Source organism: Micromonospora sp. DT43, from assembly GCF_049841645.1.
Classification (GTDB): domain Bacteria; phylum Actinomycetota; class Actinomycetes; order Mycobacteriales; family Micromonosporaceae; genus Micromonospora.
Genome location: NZ_JBNCKR010000004.1, coordinates 299,842 through 322,560, shown reverse-complemented (window position 1 = coordinate 322,560; position 22,719 = coordinate 299,842). Strand labels below are relative to the sequence as shown.

At 71.9% G+C, this 22,719-nt stretch carries 22 protein-coding genes; 13 read left to right on the top strand and 9 right to left on the bottom strand.

Features of this window, described 5'->3' with window-relative positions; translation table 11 throughout:
* Positions 1 to 3: 3 nt before the first annotated feature.
* Together ACLQ26_RS13020 and mtfM are read right to left on the bottom strand one after the other, a co-directional pair.
* Positions 4 to 594, bottom strand: coding sequence for an FABP family protein (locus ACLQ26_RS13020; protein WP_425744644.1), 591 nt, complete (start codon positions 592 to 594; stop codon positions 4 to 6).
* Between the two features lie 64 nt (positions 595 to 658).
* Entirely contained in the window at positions 659 to 763 is a 105-nt protein-coding gene (mtfM, locus tag ACLQ26_RS13015) for a small membrane protein MtfM (RefSeq protein ID WP_030327764.1), read from the bottom strand.
* Between the two features lie 12 nt (positions 764 to 775).
* Here mtfM and ACLQ26_RS13010 point away from each other — a divergent pair, with 12 nt between their 5' ends.
* The 3 genes from ACLQ26_RS13010 to ACLQ26_RS13000 all read left to right on the top strand — a co-directional run bounded on the left by ACLQ26_RS13010 (position 776) and on the right by ACLQ26_RS13000 (position 3,664).
* A complete protein-coding gene (locus ACLQ26_RS13010; protein ID WP_425744643.1) occupies positions 776 to 1,150 on the top strand; it encodes a DsrE family protein in 375 nt (124 codons plus the stop codon).
* 82 nt (positions 1,151 to 1,232) lie between these two features.
* Positions 1,233 to 1,613, top strand: coding sequence for an SCP2 sterol-binding domain-containing protein (locus tag ACLQ26_RS13005; protein WP_425744642.1), 381 nt, complete (start codon positions 1,233 to 1,235; stop codon positions 1,611 to 1,613).
* Complete coding sequence (locus ACLQ26_RS13000; protein WP_425744641.1) at positions 1,610 to 3,664, top strand: glycogen debranching N-terminal domain-containing protein; 2,055 nt, start codon at positions 1,610 to 1,612, stop codon at positions 3,662 to 3,664. The genes ACLQ26_RS13005 and ACLQ26_RS13000 overlap by 4 nt, the downstream gene beginning before the upstream one ends.
* Before the next feature lie 19 nt (positions 3,665 to 3,683).
* On the opposite strand, the gene ACLQ26_RS12995 is transcribed toward ACLQ26_RS13000, so the two are convergent.
* Both ACLQ26_RS12995 and ACLQ26_RS12990 read right to left on the bottom strand, forming a co-directional pair.
* On the bottom strand, positions 3,684 to 4,544 hold the full coding sequence (locus ACLQ26_RS12995; RefSeq protein WP_425744640.1) for a hypothetical protein: 861 nt from the start codon (positions 4,542 to 4,544) through the stop codon (positions 3,684 to 3,686).
* A gap of 66 nt (positions 4,545 to 4,610) precedes the next feature.
* Entirely contained in the window at positions 4,611 to 5,069 is a 459-nt protein-coding gene (locus tag ACLQ26_RS12990; protein ID WP_425744811.1) for a winged helix-turn-helix domain-containing protein, read from the bottom strand.
* A 289-nt stretch (positions 5,070 to 5,358) separates the two neighbouring features.
* Between ACLQ26_RS12990 and ACLQ26_RS12985 the strand changes: the two genes are divergently transcribed.
* Entirely contained in the window at positions 5,359 to 9,732 is a 4,374-nt protein-coding gene (locus ACLQ26_RS12985; protein WP_425744639.1) for a S8 family serine peptidase, read from the top strand.
* A 111-nt stretch (positions 9,733 to 9,843) separates the two neighbouring features.
* Here ACLQ26_RS12985 and ACLQ26_RS12980 read toward each other — a convergent pair whose 3' ends face one another.
* The 5 genes from ACLQ26_RS12980 to ACLQ26_RS12960 all read right to left on the bottom strand — a co-directional run bounded on the left by ACLQ26_RS12980 (position 9,844) and on the right by ACLQ26_RS12960 (position 13,371).
* A complete protein-coding gene (locus tag ACLQ26_RS12980) occupies positions 9,844 to 10,164 on the bottom strand; it encodes a DUF1416 domain-containing protein (RefSeq protein WP_425744638.1) in 321 nt (106 codons plus the stop codon).
* Positions 10,165 to 10,170: 6 nt separating this feature from the next.
* Positions 10,171 to 11,019, bottom strand: a complete 849-nt coding sequence (locus ACLQ26_RS12975) for a sulfurtransferase (RefSeq protein WP_007465753.1) — start codon at positions 11,017 to 11,019, stop codon at positions 10,171 to 10,173.
* 209 nt (positions 11,020 to 11,228) lie between these two features.
* Positions 11,229 to 11,306 (bottom strand): Ms5788A family Cys-rich leader peptide, encoded by a 78-nt coding sequence (locus ACLQ26_RS12970; protein ID WP_310503780.1) that lies wholly within the window; start codon positions 11,304 to 11,306, stop codon positions 11,229 to 11,231.
* A 115-nt stretch (positions 11,307 to 11,421) separates the two neighbouring features.
* Positions 11,422 to 12,210, bottom strand: a complete 789-nt coding sequence (locus tag ACLQ26_RS12965; protein WP_393299926.1) for an LmeA family phospholipid-binding protein — start codon at positions 12,208 to 12,210, stop codon at positions 11,422 to 11,424.
* Positions 12,211 to 12,315: 105 nt separating this feature from the next.
* Entirely contained in the window at positions 12,316 to 13,371 is a 1,056-nt protein-coding gene (locus ACLQ26_RS12960; RefSeq protein ID WP_425744637.1) for a hypothetical protein, read from the bottom strand.
* A 241-nt stretch (positions 13,372 to 13,612) separates the two neighbouring features.
* Here ACLQ26_RS12960 and ACLQ26_RS12955 point away from each other — a divergent pair, with 241 nt between their 5' ends.
* The 9 genes from ACLQ26_RS12955 to ACLQ26_RS12915 all read left to right on the top strand — a co-directional run bounded on the left by ACLQ26_RS12955 (position 13,613) and on the right by ACLQ26_RS12915 (position 22,679).
* Positions 13,613 to 14,332 (top strand): winged helix-turn-helix transcriptional regulator, encoded by a 720-nt coding sequence (locus ACLQ26_RS12955; protein WP_192580148.1) that lies wholly within the window; start codon positions 13,613 to 13,615, stop codon positions 14,330 to 14,332.
* Between the two features lie 147 nt (positions 14,333 to 14,479).
* Positions 14,480 to 15,385, top strand: coding sequence for a polysaccharide deacetylase family protein (locus tag ACLQ26_RS12950; RefSeq protein WP_425744636.1), 906 nt, complete (start codon positions 14,480 to 14,482; stop codon positions 15,383 to 15,385).
* Positions 15,386 to 15,447: 62 nt separating this feature from the next.
* Complete coding sequence (gene mshD, locus ACLQ26_RS12945) at positions 15,448 to 16,374, top strand: mycothiol synthase (RefSeq protein ID WP_425744635.1); 927 nt, start codon at positions 15,448 to 15,450, stop codon at positions 16,372 to 16,374.
* A gap of 290 nt (positions 16,375 to 16,664) precedes the next feature.
* The gene (gene pstS / locus ACLQ26_RS12940; RefSeq protein WP_425744634.1) at positions 16,665 to 17,774 is read left to right on the top strand and encodes a phosphate ABC transporter substrate-binding protein PstS; all 1,110 of its coding nucleotides are present in this window, start codon (positions 16,665 to 16,667) and stop codon (positions 17,772 to 17,774) included.
* A gap of 39 nt (positions 17,775 to 17,813) precedes the next feature.
* Positions 17,814 to 18,905, top strand: a complete 1,092-nt coding sequence (gene pstC, locus ACLQ26_RS12935; protein WP_425744633.1) for a phosphate ABC transporter permease subunit PstC — start codon at positions 17,814 to 17,816, stop codon at positions 18,903 to 18,905.
* Positions 18,902 to 19,990: a phosphate ABC transporter permease PstA gene (gene pstA, locus ACLQ26_RS12930; protein ID WP_425744632.1), complete on the top strand. Its 1,089-nt coding sequence runs from the start codon at positions 18,902 to 18,904 to the stop codon at positions 19,988 to 19,990. Before pstC ends, pstA begins: the two co-directional genes overlap by 4 nt.
* Positions 19,991 to 20,007: 17 nt before the next feature.
* Entirely contained in the window at positions 20,008 to 20,784 is a 777-nt protein-coding gene (gene pstB, locus ACLQ26_RS12925) for a phosphate ABC transporter ATP-binding protein PstB (protein WP_425744810.1), read from the top strand.
* A gap of 114 nt (positions 20,785 to 20,898) precedes the next feature.
* Entirely contained in the window at positions 20,899 to 22,002 is a 1,104-nt protein-coding gene (locus ACLQ26_RS12920; protein ID WP_425744631.1) for a sensor histidine kinase, read from the top strand.
* Positions 21,999 to 22,679, top strand: coding sequence for a response regulator (locus ACLQ26_RS12915; RefSeq protein WP_425744630.1), 681 nt, complete (start codon positions 21,999 to 22,001; stop codon positions 22,677 to 22,679). The genes ACLQ26_RS12920 and ACLQ26_RS12915 overlap by 4 nt, the downstream gene beginning before the upstream one ends.
* Positions 22,680 to 22,719 lie beyond the last annotated feature (40 nt).

Here is a 22,719-nt window from a genome sequence, read left to right as displayed (position 1 = left end):
GCCTCAGCCGCCGACCCTGACGAGCCGGGCCGAGAGGTGCGGGCTGAGTGGTTGACCCATCGCCGCCATCTCCTGGGCGTAGAGCAGCGCACCCTCGACGATGCCGAAGAGGCGGTGCCCTCCGGTGACCTCCTTGGCGGTCGCCGTCCGGATCACCGCGTCGGTGGTGAACTCGACCTGGGTGCCGGTGCGCTTGCCGAGGTGCAGCTCCATCACGCCGGTGGGCGTCGTGAGCAGGGCCTCCAGCTCGTCGGTCGCCCGACCGTCCACCAGCACCGGTCGCCACCAGCCGACCTCACGCCCGGCCGGGCGGACGGGCCTGCTCTGCTCGTCGAGGATCCAGGCGCGCGACTCGTAGTGCAGGAACGGTCGGCCGTCGTGGCTGATCCGGATCTCCTGCGCGTAGTCGAAGTCGTCGATGGTGGGGAAGCCACCCTTGCCCCGGCCGCGCCACAGACCGATGTACGGCAGCAGGCCGTCCAGCGCCGGGTGCAGCTTCGGGCCGACCCGCAGGTCGTGACTCTCCTCGAACGGGTACTCCTCGACCGGCGGCGCGTTCAGCCACGGTGGCTGCAGCGGGTTCTCGTCGCTCACCAGCGTCGCTCCGCTTCTTTCGTTCGCGACTGCGGGGCTCGCAGGCCCGGCTCACTCCTCGCGCTCACCAACGTCCCCTCGAAATGCGTACGGCCAGGTAGACCAGGCCACCGGCGAGTCCGCCCAGGCCGGCGACCAGCAGGCTGACGAACCCGATCTCGGTAACCATCGTGACCATCCTATGCTGGGCCTCATGGCCCGCTCACTCGTCGTCAAGGTCACCGCCGGTGCGGACGCCCCGGAGCGGTGCGCGCAGGCGTTCACTGTCGCCGCCACGGCGGTCGCGGCCGGCGTGGACGTCTCGCTCTGGCTGACCGGGGAGTCGACCTGGTTCGCGTTGCCCGGCCGCGCCCAGGAGTTCGAGCTACCGCACTCCGCGCCCCTGGCCGAGCTGCTGCACGTCATCCTGACCAGCGGTCGGGTCACCGCCTGCACCCAGTGCGCGGCCCGGCGGGAGATCGGCCCGGACGACGTACTGCCCGGTCTGCGGATCGCGGGAGCCGCGGCCTTCGTCGAGGAGGCGTTGGCCGAGGGCGCACAGGCGCTGGTCTACTGACCTCCGGGACACCTCCGAACGGCGGCGGGCGCGGAGTACGGATACCGACCCGACATCTCGGACAGCTGCCTACGATTCGGATGTGACCGAGGCGACGGAGAGATTCTTCGAATCACTGCCGACGCGTGCCCCCGCCGTCCTGGGCGGCCTGGCCACCGGGACCCTCCAGATCGATCTCGGCACCGACCACCGGACCGAGCACTGGCTGGTCCGGATGCGGCCGGGGGCGGTGCAGGCAAGCCGTGAGCGGGGCCCGGCCGACGCCATCTGGTACAGCAGCGCGGCCCTGTTCGACAGGCTGATCAGCGGCGAAACCCAGGGAATCGCCGCGGTGCTGCGCAACGAGAGCACGTTCAGCGGTGACGTGGCGCTCTTCCTTGCCTTCCGCCGGTTCTTCCCGAGCCCGCCCGGCACCCGCGACCCCCGCGAGGTGGCCCGGGAGGCAGTCGGACGGCCGACGTGAAGGACCTCGTCAGCATCCTGGACGGCAACACCTTCCTGGTCAGCGACCGTCGCGGAGACATCGAGCCGTCCTTCGCCTTCCCGACCGGCCTGTTCTCCTTCGACACGCGTTTCCTGTCCAGTTGGGTGCTCACCCTCGACGGCGAACGCCTGCACGCCCTCTCCGTCGACGACAGCGAGTCGTACCGGACGACGTTCTTCCTCGCCCCCGGCGAACCCACCCACTACCTGGACGCCAAGGTGTCGGTGATCCGCAGCCGAGCGATCGGGGGCAGCTTCGACGAGGAGCTGACCGTGCTCAACCACGCCGGTGAGGAGGTCGACTTCACCGTCCGGCTCGAGATGGGTAGCGACTTCGCCGACCTGTTCGAGATCAAGCACGCCCGGGAGAAGGTGGGCCGGACGACAGTCACGGTGACCGACAACGAGCTGCGGTTGACGTACCGACGGGAGGCGTTCCACCGGGAGACGCTGGTCCGCTCCACGGTGCCGGCGCAGGTCGACACCGCGGGGATGACCTTCCGCGTCCGGATCGGCAGCAACAGCGAATGGACCACCCGGCTGCACATCTCCACAGTCGTCTACGGGGCGCGGGGCGAGGACATCCGGGCCACCCTGCCGTACGCGGGCAGCCACGGCGCGGACGCCATCCGCGCCGAACAGCAGCAGCTGATCAACCGGGCGCCGAAGCTCGGCTGTGACTGCGAGCCGCTGGCCGGGGCGTACCGGCGTAGCCTCGGCGACCTGGCCGCGCTCCGCTACGAGTCGATCACCCTGGGCGTACGGCTGATCGCCGCCGGGCTGCCGTGGTTCATGACCCTGTTCGGTCGGGACAGCATCATCACCTCGTTGCAGGTGCTGCCGTTCCTGCCGGAGCTGATCCCGCCGACGCTCCTCATGCTGGCCGGTCTCCAGGGGCACCGGGTGGACGACTTCCGGGACGAGGAGCCGGGCAAGATCCTGCACGAGCTGCGGTACGGCGAGACCGCGGGCTTCGAGGAGCAGCCGCACTCGCCGTACTACGGATCTGCCGACTCGACCCCTCTGTTCGTGATCCTGATCGACGAGTACGAGCGGTGGACCGGCGACACCGCGCTGGTCAAGCGGCTGGAGCCGCACGTCCGGGCGGCGCTGGAGTGGATCGACACGTACGGCGACCTGCTCGGCACCGGCTACCTCTGGTATCGGACGCGCAACCCGGAGAGCGGGTTGCAGAACCAGTGCTGGAAGGACTCCTGGGACGCCATCTCGTACGCCGACGGCCGGATGCCGGGCTTCCCCCGGGCCACCTGCGAGTTGCAGGGCTACGCGTACGACGCGAAGGTCCGGGCCGCCCGGCTGGCCCGGACGGTCTGGAACGACCCGGCGTACGCCGACCGGCTGGAGCGGGAGGCGGCGGCGCTCAAACAGCGGTTCAACCACGACTTCTGGATCGCCGACCGGGAGTACTACGCGCTCGCCCTGGACGCCGACGGCCGACAGGTGGACGCGCTGACGTCGAACATCGGGCACCTGCTGTGGAGCGGGATCGTGGACGAGTCCCGGGCCGGCGCGGTGGTCGACCACCTGCTCGGGCCACGGCTCTTCTCCGGCTGGGGGGTGCGGACCCTCGCCGAGGGCGAGGGTCGGTACAACCCGATCGGCTACCACGTGGGCACCGTCTGGCCGTTCGACAACTCGATCATCGCCTGGGGCCTGGGCCGGTACGGCTACCGGGACGAGGCCGGGCGGATCTGCGACGCGATGCTCGCGGCGTCCCGCTACTTCGGCGGGCGGCTACCGGAGGCGTTCGCCGGCTACGCCCGCAGCCGCACCGGCTACCCGGTGGAGTATCCGACCGCGTGCAGCCCGCAGGCCTGGTCGAGCGGCACTCCGCTGCTGTTGTTGCGGGTGATGCTCGGGTTGGAGCCGCAGGGCGAGCACCTGATCATCGATCCGGCCGTGCCACCGGGCATGGGCCGGGTGGAGCTGCTGGACATTCCCGGTCGCTGGGGCCACGTGGACGCGTTGGGTCGCAGCCGCGGTCCGCAGGATCAGGAGGCGGACGGCTGACCCCGACGCGACGGCCGGTTCAACCGGGGCAGCCGACGGTGGCGGCCACCCGAGCGGAGTCCGGGCCGATTTCGGCAAGCACCGTGACGTCGCCCGCGCGGTACGCGTACACCGGGGGGTTGTCCAGCAGTGGGGCGCCGCCGGCCAGCGGGGCGAGCGCGTCGGCCGCGGCCGGGCCGGACCCGGCGGCGGACCGTGCGGTACGGGCCAGGGCGCCGTCCGGACACGGCGCGGTGACAAGCTCCGGCGCGGCATTGGTTGGGCGGTCGAGCGCGGTGAGGGCAGCCGTCAGGGCGGCGGCCTCCGGGCCGGCGCCGGTGGCCGGCTTCGGGTCGTAGCCGGCGCCCAGCGGACGGCAGCCGGTGTCGACTGTCAACCGGAGCCGACCGTCCCCGGTCGGTCGGCCTTCGACGGCGACGAAGTCCCCGGCGTCGGCGCGCAGTTCCGGGCCGTCCAAGCCGGGGCCGACCCCGGCCCGCCAGGTCGCCGGCAGTCGATCGGCGATGCCTCTCAGCACGGCGCGTTCGGTGCCGGCGGGCGCGAGCACGCCCACCTCGCGGCGCAGCGCCGCGCCGTCGGCGAACGGCGTGACGCGACAGCCGGCGTCGACCCGCACCGGGCCCAGCTCCAGCAGCCCGGCCGTGCCGGCGGCCCGGGCCAGCTCACCGACCGCCCGGTCGACCACCGGGGCGGCCTCGTCGAGGGAGCGCTGCTCGCGCACTGTCGGCGGGTCGTCGTGGACCGACATCCAGGTGAGCCCGGCCAGCAGTACTGCCCACAGCGTGGTCGCGACAAGCAACCAGCGCCGCCCACGCCGGGCAGGCGCCGGCGCGGTGGGATCGCTCGACGTGGCCCGACCCGTCTGGACAGCACCGCTCACCCGGCCATGGTGTCACGGGCGGTCCGCCGCACCGGAGGCAGCGGTCGGCAGCCGAGGTGCTGCCGATCAGGCCGGCCGGGGCGGCGGATCGAGCCGGTAGCCGACGCCGCGCACGGTGTGCACCCGCGGCCCTCCCGGCAGGCCGCGCAGCTTGCGCCGGAGCCGCTTGATCGCGGAGTGCAGGATCGCCGTGTCGCCGAGGTACGCGCCGGCCCAGACGGCGGCGAAGAGCTGCTCGTAACTCCACACCACAAGCGGTGGACCGACGAGCCGGGCGAGCAGCTCCCGTTCGGTACGGGTGAACGGGAGTGGATCGCCACGCCAGGTGACCACGTGCCCGGCCGGGTCGACGACCAGCTCGCCCCAGCTGACGCGCCCCTGTGGCGGCGGGGTAGTCGGCCCGTGGGCCGGCGTCGGGCCTCCCGACGGTGGGAACAGCATCGCCCGTAGTTGGGTCAGGTCGGCGCAGGTCACCACCGGCCCGACCCCGTCGAGCTGACGTAGCACCCGCTCGCGCACCGACACGTCCGCGCTGACGCAGAAGACGATCGGGACCTCCTGCGCACCACCCGCGATCACCACCCGATGATAGTGACGCATGCCGATGTATCTCGTGGTCCCGTCCACCGTCGGAATGACGCCACGTCACTGAACAGGCACTGATCGGCGTTATTCACTGAGCACCGTCCGAGCACGCCAGAGCAGGACTGTCAGCGGACGTGGGGCTCCACCCCACCCCACCCACCCGCTGCGCGGCCGTCCCGGCGGTGCGCGCCCGTCCCGTACCCGTCGGGACCCAATGTGGGGAGGAACAGTGCTCCGACCATCAACCCTGAGGTCCGCTCTCTGGCGGACGGCCGTCGCGTGCGGCGCGGCCCTGCTGGCACTCACTGCCCAGCCCGCGGTCGCCGCCCGCCCCGCGCCCGCGCCGGCCCGCGTTGATCAGCGACTGCTCCGCCAGCTCGGCACGACGGGCAGCGCGAGTTTCCTGGTCTACCTGCGGGACACCGCACCGGTGGCGCGGACCGCGAAGTTGCCCGACCCGGACGACCGGGCCCGCGAGGTGCACCGGCTGCTCACGACGACCGCCACGCGCACCCAGAGGGGCCTGCGCTCGCTGCTCACGAGCCGCAGGGCCCCGCACACCGCCTACTGGATCGCCAACGCCGTGCGCGTGACAGGCAACCGCGCGCTGCTCGACGAGATCGCCAAGCGGCCCGAGGTGGCCCGGATCGAGCCCACCCGCAGCTACCGCCTGGTGCGCCCGACACCGGCCACCGGCAGCCGCGTCGACGCCACCGGCGCCGAGTGGGGCCTCACCAACATCAACGCGCCGCAGGTGTGGAACGAACTCGGCGACCGCGGCGAGGGCGTGGTGGTCGCCACCATCGACAGCGGCGTCCAGTACGACCACCCGGCGCTGGTCGGCGCGTACCGGGGCAACCTCGGCGGCGGCGCGTTCGACCACAACCACAACTGGTACGACCCGGCCGGCGTGTGCCCGAGCGCCGCGCCCTGCGACAACTCCGCCCACGGCACGCACACCATGGGCACGATGGTCGGCGACGACCGCGCCGGCAACCAGATCGGCGTCGCCCCCGGCGCGAAGTGGATCGCCGCGAAGGGCTGCGAGACCGACTCGTGCTCCGACGCCTCGCTGCTCGCGGCCGGCCAGTGGGTGCTGGCACCGACCGACCTGAACGGGCAGAACCCGCGACCCGACCTGCGCCCCGACGTCGTCAACAACTCCTGGGGCGGCGCCGGCGGCGACCCGTGGTTCCAGCAGACCATCGCGGCCTGGCGGGCGGCCGGCATCTTCGGGGTCTTCTCGGCGGGCAACGACGGCCCGGACTGCGGCAGCGCCGGCTCGCCCGGCGACAACGCCAACGCGTACGCGGTCGGCTCGTACGACGTGCACGACGCGATCTCCGACTTCTCCGGCCGGGGCGACGGCACCGACGCGCTGTCGTACAAGCCGAACATCGCCGCGCCGGGCAGCAACGTGCGCTCCAGCGTCCCCGGCAACTCCTACGCCGCCTTCGACGGCACCTCGATGGCCGCGCCGCACGTCTCCGGCACGGTCGCGCTGATCTGGTCGGGGGCACCGGGCCTCAGGGGCGACGTCACGGCCACCGAGGAGTTGCTGGATCGGACCGCCCGCGATGTCGACGCCACCGCCTGCGGAGGCACCGCCGCCGACAACAACGTCTTCGGTGCGGGCCGGCTGGACGCGTACGCGGCGGTGCGGGCCGCCCCGCGCGGCGCGCTCGGGCGCATCATCGGCACGGTCACCGCCGCCGGGAACGGCGACCCGATCGCCGGCGCGACAGTCGGCGACGGCACCCGCAGCGTCACCACAGACGCGGACGGCCGGTACGCGCTCACCCTGCCGGCCGGCGAGGCCACTGTCACCGTCGGCGCCTACGGGTACGCCGGGCGGATGGCCACCGTCACCGTCACCGAGGACGGCACCATCACCGAGGACTTCGCACTGGCCGCGAACCCGTCGGTCACCGTGCGCGGCCGGGTCACCGACGGCTCGGGTCACGGCTGGCCGCTGTACGCCCGGATCGAGGTCGCCGGCCGACCCGGTGGACCGGTGTTCACCGACCCGGTCACCGGGCGGTACTCGTTCACCGTTCCGGGCGACACCACGTACCGGCTGACCGTCACCGCCCGCTACCCCGGCTACCGCACGGTCACCCGGGACGTGGTCACCGGGGACGGTCCGGAGACGGCCGACGTCGCAGTACCTGTCGAGGCCGTCTGCACGGCTGCCGGTTACGCGGGCAGCTTCGGCACGCCGGTGCTGGACGAGAGCTTCGACGGCGGCACCGCGCCGGACGGCTGGTCGGTGCAAGACCGCACCGACGACGGCGGCTGGGCCTTCACCGACGCCGGTGAGCGGGGCAACCTCACCGGAGGCAGCGGCGCCTTCGCCATCGCCGACAGCGACCGCCTCGGCTCGGACAGAACCCAGGACACCGACCTGGTGACCCCTACCGTCGACCTGAGCGACACACCGGCGCCGGTGCTGCGGTTCCGCAGCGACTGGCGGGCGGTAGGCGTGACCGACGCCGCCGACGTGGACGTCTCCACCGACGGCGGCGCCACCTGGGCCACGGTCTGGCACCAGACCAGCAGTCGGCGTGGACCGCTGCTCGAGGAGGTGCCCCTGGACCCGGCGGCCGGGGCATCCGCCGTGCGGGTCCGGTTCCGCTTCCACGGCACCTTCGCCTGGTGGTGGCAGGTGGACGACGTGCAGGTGGTCAACCGCGACTGCGTGCCGGCCGCCGGTGGCCTGCTGCTCGGTGCGACCACCGACCGCAACACCGGCAACCCCCTCAACGGGGTCGCCGTGGTAAGCGCCGATCGGCCGGCGGACCGTGGCACGTCGGCGTCGACACCTGACGACCCGACCCTGCCGGACGGCTTCTACTGGCTCTTCTCCGGGCTGACCGGGGCGCAGCCGTTCGCCGCCGGCCGCACTCCGTACCAGGCGAGCACGAAGACGGCGACGGTGGTTGCCGACGACGCCCGACGGCTGGACGTCGCCCTGGCCGCCGGTCGACTCACCGTCACCCCGTCGAGCGTCCAGACGTACCAGCCGTACGGCAGCAGCCGGACCACGAAGGTGACGGTTCGCAACACCGGCACCGCGCCGGCCGCCGTCAACCTGGTGGAGCGCGGCGGCCGTTTCGACGTGCTGTCCAGGGCCGGTGCGCCGCTGCGGGAGCAGAAGATGAAGGGGATCAGCAAGGCCCGGGCGGGCAGCGCGTACGGCGGGGCGGTGACCACGGCCGCACCCCGGACGCAGGACGCCTGGACCGGGATCGCCGACCTGCCGGCGGCGGTCTACGACAACGCGGCGGCCACCCTTGACGGCAAGGTCTACTCCGTCGGCGGTGGCGGCGGCAGCGGCCAGGAGCGCAAAGCCTGGCGCTACGACCCCGACACGGACACCTGGACCGCGCTGCCCGACCTGCCGACCGCCCGGGCCAAGCCGGTCGCGGCGGCCGTCGGCGGCAAGCTGTACGTCTTCGGCGGCTGGGGCGCCGACGACGAGACGGTCGCCTCGGTGGACGTGTTCGACCCGGCCACGGGAGGCTGGAGCACGGTGGCCGGGGCGACCAACCCGTTCCCGGCGGCGGCGGCCGGCGGCGCGGTGACAGGTGGAAAGGTCTTCCTGGTCGGAGGCTGCCTCGACGACGACTGCACCGACTCGGACCGGCTCGTCGTCTTCGACCCGGCGACCGGCGCATTCCGCACCGGCGCCGCCTACCCGCATCCGGTCTCCTGGCTCTCCTGCGGCGGGATCGGCGGCGCGCTCTACTGCGCCGGCGGCACCGGCGGCACCGAGTACACCGACGCCTACCGCTACGACCCGGCGGCCGAAGCGTGGCACCCGCTGCCGAACCTGCCGGTGGACCTCTGGGGTTCCCAGTACACGGCAGCCGGTGACCTCCTGGTCCTGGCCGGCGGGGTCACGGCGGCGTCGACCACTGTCACCAACCGGACCATCGCGTACGACCCGGTGGCGGGGAGCTGGCGCGACCTGCCCAACGTCCAGTTCGGCAGGTACCGGGGCGCCGCCGCCTGCGGCGCGTACAAGATCGGTGGTTCGCCGTCGTCCTTCGTGGGCTCCGCCGAGAGTGAGCGGCTGAGCGGCCTGGGCCTGTGCGGCGGGGAGGCGGACCTGCCCTGGCTCGCCACCACGCCCGGCACCTTCACCCTGGCCCCGGGCGCGTCCCGGACGGTCACCGTCAAGCTGACCGCCACGGCGACGACAGGCGTGGCCCAGCCGGGGATCTACTCCGGGGAGGTGGCCGTCGCCTCCGACACGCCGTACCCGGTGGCGGCGGTGCCGGTACGGATGAACGTGTCACCCCCGGCCAGTTGGGGCAGGATCCAGGGCACCGTCACCGGTGTCACCTGCGCAGGGGTCACCGTCGGGGTCGCGGCGACGGTCCGGGTGAATCTGCTGGGTACGACGACCGGCTACACCCTGACCGCTGACGCGCAGGGCCGGTACGTCTGGTGGCTGCCGAAGGGCCGCTACGAGGTGATCGTCGCCAAGGACGGCTGGGTGCCGCAGACGCAGCGCACGCGGATCGAGGCGGGCATCGTCGACACGCTCGACTTCACAGTCGACCCGGCCTCGTCCTGCACGAGAGCCACAGGCATCTGACCGAACCCCGGGGGTGGCCGGCGACGTGTTGACCGTCGGCCACCCCCGGTGGCAACGACCGGGGCCGGCCACCCAGGAGGGTGACCGGCCCCGGTCGATCAGAGCGATGGGTCAGGCGACGGTGACGGTGACCTCGTTGATGCCCCGGCCGGCGGTGACGGCGGCGTCGCCGTTGCCGTGCCGGGACAGCGCCCGCAGCGTCCAGGAACCCGGCGCGGCGAAGAACCGGAACTGACCGGCCGCCGAGGTGACCACCTCGGCGGTGAACTCACCTGTCGAGTCGAGCAGCCGGACGTACGCGCCGGGCACGACCTCTTCCGCCTCGGAGCGGACGATGCCGGTGATGACGGTTTCCTTCTCCAGGTCCAGGCTGGCCGGCAGCGGCGCGGCCTGGTCGGGTGCGGCGCAACCCGCGGCGGTGGGAGCAGTCATGGCGGATCAGGCCTCCCCTGGCTCGTCGCCGAGCGCGACCGGCACGCCGACGAGCGAGCCGTACTCGGTCCAGGAACCGTCGTAGTTCTTCACGTTGCGGTGGCCGAGCAGCTCCTGCAGCACGAACCAGGTGTGCGAGGAACGCTCGCCGATCCGGCAGTAGGCGATGGTCTCCTTGCCGTCGTCCAGCCCGGCGTCGCCGTAGATCTTGCGCAGCTCGTCGTCGGACCGGAAGGTGCCGTCCTCGTTGGCCGCCTTGGACCACGGGACGCTGATCGCGGTCGGGATGTGACCGGCCCGCTGCGCCTGCTCCTGCGGCAGGTGCGCCGGGGCGAGCAGCCGACCGGCGAACTCGTCGGGGCTGCGCACGTCGACCAGGTTCTTGGTGCCGATCGCGGCGACCACCTCGTCGCGGAAGGCTCGGATGGAGGTGTCCGGCTCCTGCGCGACGTACTGGGTGGCCGGGCGGGTCGCCGTCTCGGTGACCAGCGGACGGGCGTCCAGCTCCCACTTCTTGCGACCGCCGTCGAGCAGCTTGACGTCGCGGTGGCCGTAGAGCTTGAAGTACCAGTAGGCGTACGCGGCGAACCAGTTGTTGTTGCCGCCGTACAGGATGACTGTGTCGTCGTTGCTGATGCCCCGCTCGGAGAGCAGCGCCTCGAACTGGGTCTTGTTGACGAAGTCCCGGCGGACCTGGTCCTGGAGGTCGGTCTTCCAGTCGATCTTGATGGCGCCGGCGATGTGGCCGGTCTCGTAGGCCGAGGTGTCCTCGTCGACCTCGACGAAGACGACGCCCGGGGCGTCGAGGTTCTTCTCGGCCCACTCGACCGAGACGAGTGCGGTGTCGCGACTCATCGAATCACTCCCTGGTGAGGATGGATGGTGAGCCAACGCGCGAGTATCGATGGGTTGAACTGTCGCACCGCGCGCGGGACCCAGCGGAAGGACGGGATCACGGGTTCGTGCGACGGCGCCGCTGCCGGGCGTTCGGTGGGATCACCGGAAAGGGTCGAGGACCCTGCGTGCCGGTGGCCGCCGTCAGGCGGCCGAAAACAGCCCCGCCGTCAGATGACAGGGCGACACAGGCAGGTGGCCACGCGGCACAGGTCGACCGCGCGCCGTTTGGTGAGGTGGGTCCCCATGAGCACGGAGCCTACCAGCCAGTGACCGGGCTGCCACTGGACCGACCACCATCCGGGATCGCCCGGGCTGCGGGCCGTTGCGGTGTCCCGGCAGCCCGGACGATTGACGCGCTGCTCAGCCGGCGGAGTTGATCGGTACGTTCTTCGCGTCGGCGGTGACCGCCAACCCCTCGGGCAACGGGCGGACCTCCCGGACCGCGAGCTGGAACGGCAGGTCGGGCAGCGGCACGTCGATGGAGATGCTCTTGGCGTAGTTGCTCAGGAGGGTGCGGGCCAACGGCAGGTTCGGCAGGCCCGCGGCGTCCAGGTCGTTGAATCGCAGGGCGACTTTGCCGTTCTTGGCGACTGTGACGTCGGCGGTGCCGGCCACCGTGAACTTCGTGCCGAGGATGTCGACCGGGGCGGTGACGGCGAGCTTGCCGCCCTGCTCGCCAAGGGTGAGCCCGGGTCGCTTCAGCAACGCGGCGAGGCTCTCGTAGCTGATCGTGCCGGTGCCGTTCACCGTGTCGGCGACGACGTCGCCCTGCCCGGACCGCAGCGTGTCCAGAGAGGCACGCACGTTGCGGGCGTCCACATCGAGCACCGGCAGCCGTACGGCGTCACCCTCGACCGAGGCCTGCACGTCGCGCAGCGTGATGGAGATCCGCTCGTACCGCCCGTCCAGCACCTGGGTGAGGAACGGCATCCCACCGACCTCGACCTCGGGCTTGGAGGACTGCGCACCCTGCTTGCTGATCTCCTGGCTGACCCGTTCGGCGATGAGCCGCTCGGCCACGCCGACCGCCACCCGGTCGGCGACCACCAGCAGACCCGCCACCACGAGGAGCAGGACGACCAGGCCGATCAGCAGCTTGCGGCCGCGCCGTCGGGGCCGGGTCTCGCCAGCCGGATACTCCTGGGCCACGCCGCCTCCTGTCTTCGCCCGCCGCGATGCGGCGGGACGTCCGAACCGGTGCCGCAGCGCGGCGCACCCGTAGGTACCCGACCGACACCGGCCTCAACCGTGGGCTCAGAGGAACAGCATGCACAAGGCGTACGCGGCCGGCGCGGCCAGGGCGAAGCCGCCGAGCGGGCCCTGCATGTGCCGGGCGACCCACATGGTGGGCGGTTCGCCGGCCATCAGACGACCTGCCTCCGCGTACCCCACGGCGAGATCGGAGAGGACGGCGGTGACGGCCGCGACCAGGCCGAGCACCGCGGCCCGGGTCGGCGTGAAGGGGGCCACCAGATAGCTGCCGAGGATCGCGCTGCCCAGCGTGCCCACCATCGCGCCGGCGACGACGCCGGCCGCGCCCCGGGGCACCTGCGGGGCCAGCCGGGGCCACGGCAGCACCGAGTCGGTGAGCCGGGCGACGGTAAGCGCGACCCCACTCGCGGTCAGGCAGACGGTGATCGCCTGGGTGCCGGCCGGGATGCGGCTGAGCACGATCAGGGTGCCGAAGGCCACGACCCCGACCACGATGAGCAGCGTGGCGCCGAGTGAGTCGGTCACCCGGACCCGGTCGACCCGGCGGACCAGCTGGCCGAGTACGGCGGCGAGGAAGCCGCCGACGGCAAGGTAGCCCAGCGGCGCCAGACCGGCGACGTCGCTCTGGACGGCGGCGATGTCGGCGGCGGCGGCGACCGCGGCGCTGATCCCGCCGACCAGCAGCAGCGCGGGTGGGCGCATGGCCATCGTCCAGGCGAGCACGAACAGCAGTTGGACGCCGAAGACGATGAAGGCGAACGGCAGGCGGTGACCCGGCCCGGACGTCTGCGCGCCGAGGACCAGGCCCACACCGAGCAGCGCGGCGAAGCCGGCGATCGTCAACGCCAGGGGGCGGTGCACCTCCACCGGGACGACTGCCTCTTCCTCCGGCTCGTCGACCTCGTCCTCGGCACGCCGGGCCGGTTCACCGGCCCGGCGGGCCCGGCGCGGCTTGCCCCGTTCCCGGCGTTCGCCGTCGGCGACGGCCGGCCCGGTGCGCGGCGCGGGCGGATGGCCACGGGTCGGAGCGGCCGGACCCGGGCGGGGACCGTCGGACCACGATTCGCGGCCGGCGTCGGGCGAGGTGGAGGGAAACACGCCCCGATCGTGCCAGATCGGCTGCCCGACGCGGCGGTCACGGGTTTCCGCAACGTTAAAACCTGCGCCACGATCAGGGGCAAGCTAGACAAACGGGAAATGGCCTGACGGCGCGGCCGAGGCGATCGGTTACGCTCAACGCGTTACCCGCCCGTCAGCGACGCCGGGACCACGCAATTTCTCAGCGCACTCTGCCACGAGTGTGTCTGGTCGCGTGCGGCCTCGCGCCGCCGGGACGGAGGTGATCGTGGAGATCCTGCTGCTGGTGACCGCACGCGCAGGGGAACCGTCGGCTGTGCTGCCGGCGCTCGACCTGTTGCCACACTCGGTTCGCACCGCGCCGCGCGACGTTCGCACCCTGGTTGCGGGGCCCAGTCCCGACGCGGTGCTCGTCGACGCCCGCTCGGAGCTGAGTGAGGCCCGAGCGACCTGCCGGATGCTGCACGCCACCGGGCTCGGGGTGCCGCTGGTCGCGGTGGTGACCGAGGCCGGCCTGATCGCGCTCAACGCGGACTGGGGCGTCGACGACGTCATCCTCGCGTCGGCCGGCCCCGCCGAGGTCGAGGCCCGACTGCGACTCGCGGTCGGCCGCCTGAGCAACGCGACCGCCGGCGCCGGCGGCTCGATCCGGGCCGGCGAGCTGAACATCGACCCCGACACGTACGCCGCCAAGCTGAAGGGTCGCCCGCTCGACCTCACCTACAAGGAGTTCGAGCTGCTGAAGTTCCTGGCCCAGCACCCGGGCCGGGTGTTCACCCGCGATCAACTGCTGCGCGAGGTCTGGGGCTACGACTACTTCGGCGGCACCCGGACGGTGGACGTGCACGTGCGGCGGCTGCGCGCCAAGCTCGGCTCGGAGTACGAGTCGATGATCGGCACGGTCCGCCAGGTGGGTTACAAGTTCGTCGTGCCGCCGTCGCGGTCCCTGCCCGAGGCGGAGCACGCGCCGCTGCCCGTCTAGCTTCAGCCGGACGATTTCCCATATGCCCCTTTTGCGCAGCTCGCCAGTCCTATTCTGACTGCCGGGTTTGTCGTAGAAGGGGGCGGCGGTGCACGCAGGTAGCACGGGGGCGAGGGGCCGGCACGACCGGTCAGCCGGGCGGAAGCCGTGACGCGGGTCAACTCGACCGCGCGGGCGGCGGGGATCGTGACAGTGGTGGTGGCCGCGCTGCTCGGCTCGGCGTACGTGCTGGGCCGCAGCCTCGTCCCCGACCAGACCCGGCAGCACGCCACAGGTGTCACCACCGACGGCGACGGGCCGCACTACGCCGATCAGCCCGCCGAAAAGCCCTCGACCGGCACCTCGACCGGCACCCCGACCGGCACCGCGACCGGCATTCCGACCACGAGCCAGAGCGCCGGTCCCAGCGAGGCCGGCCAGGACGGCTCGGGGCAGGACACCAACGGCGGCGGGCTGTTCGGCGCCCACACCAGCACCGGCAGCGGCCGGCTCGCGCTGACCTTCGACGACGGGCCGGACCCGCGCTACACACCGCAGGTCCTCGCGGCGCTGCGCGAGTACGACGTCAAGGCGACGTTCTGCGTGGTGGGCGAGAACGCCCAGGACCATCCCGACCTGATCCAGGCGATCGTGGCCGACGGCCACACCCTCTGCAACCACTCCTGGCACCACGACGTCACTCTCGGCAACCGGTCCACCGATCAGATCCGCGCCGACCTGGTACGCACCAACGAGGCGATCCGGGCGGCAGTGCCGGACGCGCCGATCGTCTGGTACCGCCAACCCGGTGGGGCCTGGACCGCCCCGGTGGTGTCGGTGTGCACGGGGCTCGGCATGACGCCGCTGCACTGGTCGGTGGACCCGTCGGACTGGCAGGCGCCCGGCGCCACCAAGATCGCCACGACGGTTCTCGCGCAGGCGCGACCCGGTGGGGTGGTCCTCATGCACGACGCCGGCGGGAACCGGCAGGGCACTGTCGACGCGCTGAGCCGGATCCTGCCCGAACTCAGCACGCGGTTCGAGTTGGAGGCGCTGCCGACCAACCCGACGTGACCCACGGCCCGTTACTCGGCGACCCTCCGGGGCGTACGAGGCGCAGCCGCTACGGTGACGGGATGAGCAGCGCGGAGCCGACCAGCGACCAGGTGACCCGGACCGACCGACTGGCCCCGGCGGAGATCGCCGGTGTGCTGGCCCTGGCCCGCACGGCGGGCGACACCGACGGCGCGGACCCGCTCGACGAGCACGTCCTGCTCCGCCTGCGCGATCCGGAGGCGCCCGCCGTGCACCTGCTGGCCCGCGCCGACGACGACACCCTCACCGGGTACGCCCACCTGGACACCAGCGACCCGGTGGACGGCATCGGGGTGGAGTTGGTGGTGCACCCCGCGTACCGGCGGAGGGGCACCGGCCGGGCGCTGGCCCGGGGCGTGCTCGCCTCGGCCACCGGGCCGCTGCGGGCGTGGGCGCACGGCGACCACCCGTCGGCGGCGGCGCTCGCCGTGGATCTCGGGTTCACCCGGGCACGCGTGCTCTGGCAGCTCCGCCGGCCGTTGGCCGCCCCGCTTGGCGAGCCACGCCTGCCCGACGGTGTGGCGCTGCGCGCGTTCCGGCCCGGGGTCGACGACGCGGCCTGGCTGACCCTGAACGCGCGTGCCTTCGCCGAGCATCCCGAGCAGGGGCGGTGGACGTCGGACGACCTGCGGGTCCGCCTCGCCGAGCCGTGGTTCGACCCGGCCGGCTTCCTGCTCGCCGAGGAGACCTCGACCGGCCGGCTGCTCGGCTTCCACTGGACGAAGGTCCACGAGCAGCCCGGGTCGGCCCGCATCGGCGAGGTGTACGTACTCGGCGTGGAGCCGACCGCGCACGGTGGCGGGCTCGGTCGGGCGCTGACCACCGCGGGGCTCGCGTACCTGCGGGACAAGCGCGGCCTCGACCGGGTGATGCTCTACGTGGACGACTCGAACAGCGGGGCGGTCGCGCTCTACGAGCGGTTGGGCTTCGCCCGCTGGTCCGCACACATCAACTACCACCTGGGCTGACGCGCGGGCCCGCGGCAGCCGGGTAACCGGCTGGTAACGGCCGAGCCTCGGCGGCATAACGGCGAACCGGAAATATACCCATACTTCCGACAGGTGTACCCCGGTTCACTTAACGGACAACTCACCCTCAGCGAGCGGTCACCCAGGGGGCCGTACGTGTTCACCTTGCGTTCACTTGCGACCGGCGAACCGGCTACCTGGCCCTCCTAACTTTCGTGTCAGCCGGTCAGTGCCGGTCCTCGGGCCCCGGTATCGGGGCGCCAAGTCAGACGCGAAGGGAAACCCCTCAGGTGAAGCTCCAGCGGTACGGCACTATTGCCTGCCTCGCTCTTGCCGCGACGCTCGGCCTCAGTGCATGCGGCTCGGACAACAACGAGCCCACTTCCGGCGCCAGCGCCTCGGGCTCCGCCGCCGCGGTCGACTGCGGTACCGGCACGGTCAACGCCCAGGGCTCCTCGGCCCAGAAGAACGCCATGGCCGAATGGATCAAGGCGTACCAGCAGAAGTGCGCTGGCACCACGATCAACTACGAGGGCACCGGATCGGGCGCCGGCATCCAGGCGTTCATCGCCGGCACCGCCGACTTCGCCGGCTCCGACTCCGCGCTCAAGCCGGAGGAGCAGCCGCAGGCCGACGCCAAGTGTGCCGGTGGCAAGGCCCTCAACCTCCCGATGGTGATCGGCCCCGTCGCGGTCGTCTACAACGCCGGCAGCGGCGTGGACAACCTCCAGTTCAAGCCGGCCACCCTGGCGAAGATCTTCGCCGGCAAGGTCACCAAGTGGGACGACGCGGCGATCAAGGCGGACAACCCGGACGCCAAGCTCCCGTCGGCCCCGATCCAGGCCGTGCACCGCTCCGACGAGTCGGGCACGACCGACAACTTCACCAAGTACCTGTCGAAGACCGCCGAGTCGGACTGGACCCTCGGCAACGCCAAGGCGTGGAAGGCCCCGGGTGGCGTCGGCGCCGCCAAGTCCGACGGCGTGGCCAGCAAGGTCAAGAGCACGGTCGGCACGATCAGCTACGTCGAGTGGTCGTACGCCGAGAACTCCGGCCTGAACATGGCCAAGGTGCAGAACGGTGCCGGCGAGTGGGCCGCGCTGACCGCCGAGTCGGCCGGCAAGACCATCGCCGGGGCGAAGATCGAGGGCCAGGGCGACGACCTCAAGCTGTCGATCGACTACAACACCACGCAGGCCGGGGCCTACCCGATCGTCCTGGCGACGTACGAGATCGTCTGCAGCAAGGGCCTCGCGGCCGACAAGCTCAAGCTGGTCAAGGGTCTGCTGGGCTACGCCGCCAGCGCCGAGGGCCAGAACTCGCTTACCGACCTGGGCTACGCCCCGCTGCCGGAGACGGTCCGCACCAAGGTCGAGACCGCGGTCAAGAACCTCTCCTGATCCGACCCCACCACCTCAGCAACGGAATCGAGCGAGCAGATGGGTGAAACCCCTCACCGCTCGGCCGACGCCGGCACCGGCGGGACGCGCGTGACCCAGAGTCACGCGTGGCCCGCCGGTGCCTCGGCGCGTGTGGCCGAGGCACCAGTCAGCGCGCCTTCCCCCGACGGCAACGGGCTGGGAGGCGGCGGCGCGCTGCCGAGAAACCGGAAGTTCGGCGCCGAGCGGGCCTTCCACGGCCTCACCATGGCAGCCGGCACGATGGTGCTGGTCATCATCGTGGCCATCGCGGCCTTCCTTATCGCGAAGGCGATCCCGGCCCTACGTGCCAACACGGCGAACTTCTGGACCTTCGAGGGCTGGTTCCCGAACGACAACCCGCCCACATTCGGCATCGGCGCGCTCGCCTTCGGCACCGTTCTCAGCGCCGCCCTGGCTCTGCTGATGGCCGTGCCGGTAGCCATGGGCATCGCGCTGTACCTGTCCCACTACGCGCCCCGGCGGCTCGGCAACGCGCTCGGCTTCCTGATCGACCTGCTGGCCGCCGTGCCCAGCGTGGTGTTCGGTCTGTGGGGTCGCGACTACCTCATCGGCCCGGTCACCGACCTCTCGGGCTGGCTGAACAAGTACTTCAGCTGGATCCCGATCTTCGGGGGCGACGGCCCGTACGGCAACTCGATTCTGCTCGGATCGCTGGTCCTGGCGATCATGGTGCTGCCGATCGTCACCTCGCTCACCCGCGAGGTGTTCCTGCAGACGCCGACCGCCAACGAGGAGGCGGCCATCGCCCTGGGCGCCACCCGGTGGGAGATGCTGCGCACCGCGGTGCTGCCGTACGGCCGCCCCGGCATCATCGCCGCGGTGATGTTGGGCCTGGGCCGGGCGCTGGGTGAGACCATCGCGCTCGCGCTGACCCTCGGATCCACGTACGCCATCTCGTTCAACGTGCTGGAGAGCGGCGGCAACACCATCGCCGCCAACATCGCCAACCGCTTCGCCGAGGCGAACGACACCGGCCGGGGCGCACTGATCGCGTCCGGTCTGGTGCTCTTCGCGATCACCCTCGTCGTCAACATCATCGCGCGGGCGATCATCTACCGCCGCCGGGAGTTCACGGAGTCCGCCGCATGAGCGCCACGGTCACCTCACACCGCCCCCGGCCGCCGGCCCAGCCGGAGTCGCTGCGGGCTCGGCGGCTACCCGCGTACGCCGCACCCGTCATCGCCGTGGCGGCGCTGGCGCTCGCCGCCGCGATCGTCTACGGCGCGAGCATCGGCGGGCCGGTCCTCGTCATCGTCCTCGGCGCGGTGCTCTACCTGGTCGGGCTCTTCGCGGCGTCAAACGCCGTCGAGGGGCGGCGGTCGGCCCGTAACCGCACCTGGAGCGCCCTGATCCACTCCGCGTTCGTGCTGGCCGTGGTGCCGCTCGCCTCGGTGGTCTGGACGCTTGTCAGCAAGGGCACCGAACGGCTCGACGCCAACTTCTTCAACACCTCGATGAACAACATCGGCGCCCGCGACCCGAACGGCGGCGCGTACCACGCGATCGTCGGCACGCTGGAGCAGGTAGGCATCGCCACCCTGATCACCGTGCCGCTGGGCATCCTCTGCGCCATCTACATCGTCGAGTACGGCCGGGGCCGGTTCGCCTTCGCGATCCGGTTCTTCGTCGACGTGATGACAGGCATTCCGTCGATCGTCACAGGCCTGTTCGTGCTGGCGTTCTGGGTGCTGATCGTGTCGCCGTGGTTCAACGACGGCCGGCCGGGCTTCTCCGGCTTCGCCGCCGCGCTCGCGCTCAGTGTGCTCATGCTGCCGACAATCGTCCGCTCGACCGAGGAGATGCTCCGCCTCGTACCGCCGCCGCTACGCGAGGGGGCGTACGCGCTCGGCGTGCCGAAGTGGAAGACCATCCTGCGAGTGGTGGTGCCGACGGCGCTGCCCGGCATCGTCACAGGCGTCATGCTCTCCATCGCCCGCGCGGCAGGCGAGACGGCCCCGGTGCTCCTGGTCGCCGGCGGCGGCGCCGCGATCAACTTCAACCCGTTCGAGAACAACCAGTCGTCGTTGGCCCTCTACGTCTACCAGCAGGCCGGCGAGGCCTCGAAGTACTCGCCGGCACGGGCGTGGACCGCGGCACTCACCCTGGTCGCCCTCGTGCTCATCCTGACGATCGCGGCGAAGTTGCTGGCCCGTCGCAACAGGCTCAGCCGATGAACCCCGGAGGTACCACAATGGCCAAGCGCGTCTCCGCCTCGAACGTCACCGCCTACTACGGCGCGTTCAAGGCGATCGAGAACATCAACCTGACTGTCGAGCCGAAGACTGTCACCGCTCTCATCGGGCCGTCCGGCTGCGGCAAGTCCACCTTCCTGCGGTCGATCAACCGGATGCACGAGGTGCTGCCGGGTGCCCGGGTCGAGGGCAGCCTGACCATCGACGACCAGGACATCTACCACCGGGACGTGGACGTCACTGCGGTCCGGCGCACCATCGGCATGGTCTTCCAGCGGCCGAACCCGTTCCCCACCATGAGCATCTTCGAGAACGTGGTGGCCGGGCTGAAGCTCAACGGCGTACGGAAGAAGTCGATCCTCGACGAGGCGGCCGAGAAGGCGCTGCGCTCGGCGAACCTGTGGGACGAGGTGAAGGACCGGCTGAGCAAGCCCGGCGCGGGCCTCTCCGGCGGTCAGCAGCAGCGGCTCTGCATCGCCCGGACCATCGCGGTCGAGCCGCAGGTAGTCCTGATGGACGAGCCGTGCTCGGCGCTGGACCCGATCTCCACGCTGGCGATCGAGGACCTGATGTTCCAGCTCAAGGACAAGTTCACGATCATCATCGTGACGCACAACATGCAGCAGGCCGCACGCGTGTCGGACCGGACCGCCTTCTTCTCGATCGAGAAGACCGGCGACCCGGGCCGGCTGATCGAGTACGACAACACCCAGAAGATCTTCAGCAACCCGAGCGTGAAGAAGACCGAGGACTACATCACCGGCCGCTTCGGCTGAGCCGCTGGCCTTCTCCGCTCTCCTTCGCGACGCAGGCGGTCCGTCTCCGGACGGACCGCTTCGTCGTTCCCGTGGCCGATGACCGTCGCCCCGTGCGCTGCCTACGATCACCTGGTGCGTACGCCCGGCGGACTCCTGCGCGGATGCCGACCCGACCTGCGGGTCGCCGTCGGCCTGTTCGTCGTGCTCGCGACCCTGATCGTGGTCACGCCTAACGGCCCACACCAGCCCATCGGGTACGCGGCCGCGCTCGCCCTGGCGGCGGTGCAGGCAAGCACCATCGCGGCGCTGCGTCACCATCCGGAGGGCGCGATGGCGGCGGCCGTCCTCGCCGGGATCGGCATCGAGTTTCTCAGCCCGACCATCGGCTGGCTCGGCCAGGTCGCCGCGGTGCTTGCCGGGTACGCGCGGCTGCGGTCACCGTCGCGGTCGCTGTGGGTGCTCGCCCTGCTGCTGGCCGGTACGCCATGGAAGCTGGCCCATGGCGACTGGCGCAACGTGCTGCTCGCGATCGCCGGCCCGGCGCTCGGTTGGACCCTCGGTGAGCTGGGCCGGACCCGCGCGCTGCGGCGGCAGGACTCGGAGCGCCGCATCGTCACGCAGGAACGCGAACGGATCGCCCGCGAGCTGCACGACGTGCTGGCCCACACGGTGTCGGTGATCATCGTGCAGGCCGGTGCGGCGCAGGACGTCTTCGACCGGCGACCTGACCTTGCCCGCGCGGCGCTCACCTCGATCGATCTGGCCGCCCGGTCCACCCTGTCCGAACTGCGGGTGCTGTTGCAGACGATGAGCGCCGACGCAGGGCCCGACCCGGCCACCCCGCAGCCCGGTCTGGCGCAGCTGGACACCCTCGCGGCGTCACTGCGGGCCACCGGGCTGACCGTCGAGCTGGATCGGGAACCGGCCGTGTCGCCGTTGCCGGCGGCGGTCGACCTGTCGTCGTACCGGATCGTGCAGGAGTCGCTCACCAACACGCTGCGGCACAGTCAGGCCACCCTGGCCCGGGTGACGGTGCGGTGCTCGCCGCTTTCGGTGCGGCTGGAGATCCGCGACGACGGGCCGGCTCGTCCGAGCGGCCGGGTCGACCGTTCCTCCCACCGGGGGATCGTGGGGATGCGGGAACGGGCCCGGTCGCTGGGCGGAACGCTTGACGCCGGGCCGGTGCCGGGCGGCGGCTTTCGGGTACGGGCGGACCTGCCGCTCACCTCGGCATGACGACGACTGCCATCCGGGTGTTGATCGCCGACGACCAGGCCCTCGTCCGAGCCGGCTTCGCGATGATCATCGAGAGCCGCGCGGATCTCGAGGTGGTCGGCGAGGCGGGCGACGGTCTGGAGGCCGTCGCGCTCGCGGAGCGCCTGCGACCGGACGTGATCCTGATGGACGTGCGGATGCCCCGGCTGGACGGCATCGAGGCGACCCGCCGACTGGTCGCCTCCGGCCAGCCGGCGCGGATCATCATGCTGACCACGTTCGACCTGGACGAACCGGTGTTCGCGGCGCTGCGGGCCGGCGCCAGCGGCTTCCTGCTCAAGGACATCCGCCCCGACGAACTGGCCGCGGCGGTACGGGTGGTGGCGCGCGGTGAGGCACTGCTCGCGCCGACAGTCACCCGGCGGCTGCTCGACCGGTTCGCCAGCGAACTGCCCGGCGGCACGTCACCGCCGGCGCTCGACGCACTCAGTGCCCGGGAGATCGAGGTGCTCACGCTCGTCGCCCGGGCGCTCTCCAACGACGAGATCGCGGAGCGCCTGGTCCTCAGCAGGGCCACCGTGAAGACCCACCTGTCGGCGATCCTGCTCAAGCTCGGCCTGCGCGACCGGGTGCAGGCGGCCGTGCTCGCCTACGAGTGCGGGCTGGTCCGGCCGGGCACCGCTCCGCCTCGGGGATGACCACAGGTCCCGTCCCGGGACCGATCCGGCAGGCCCGCCG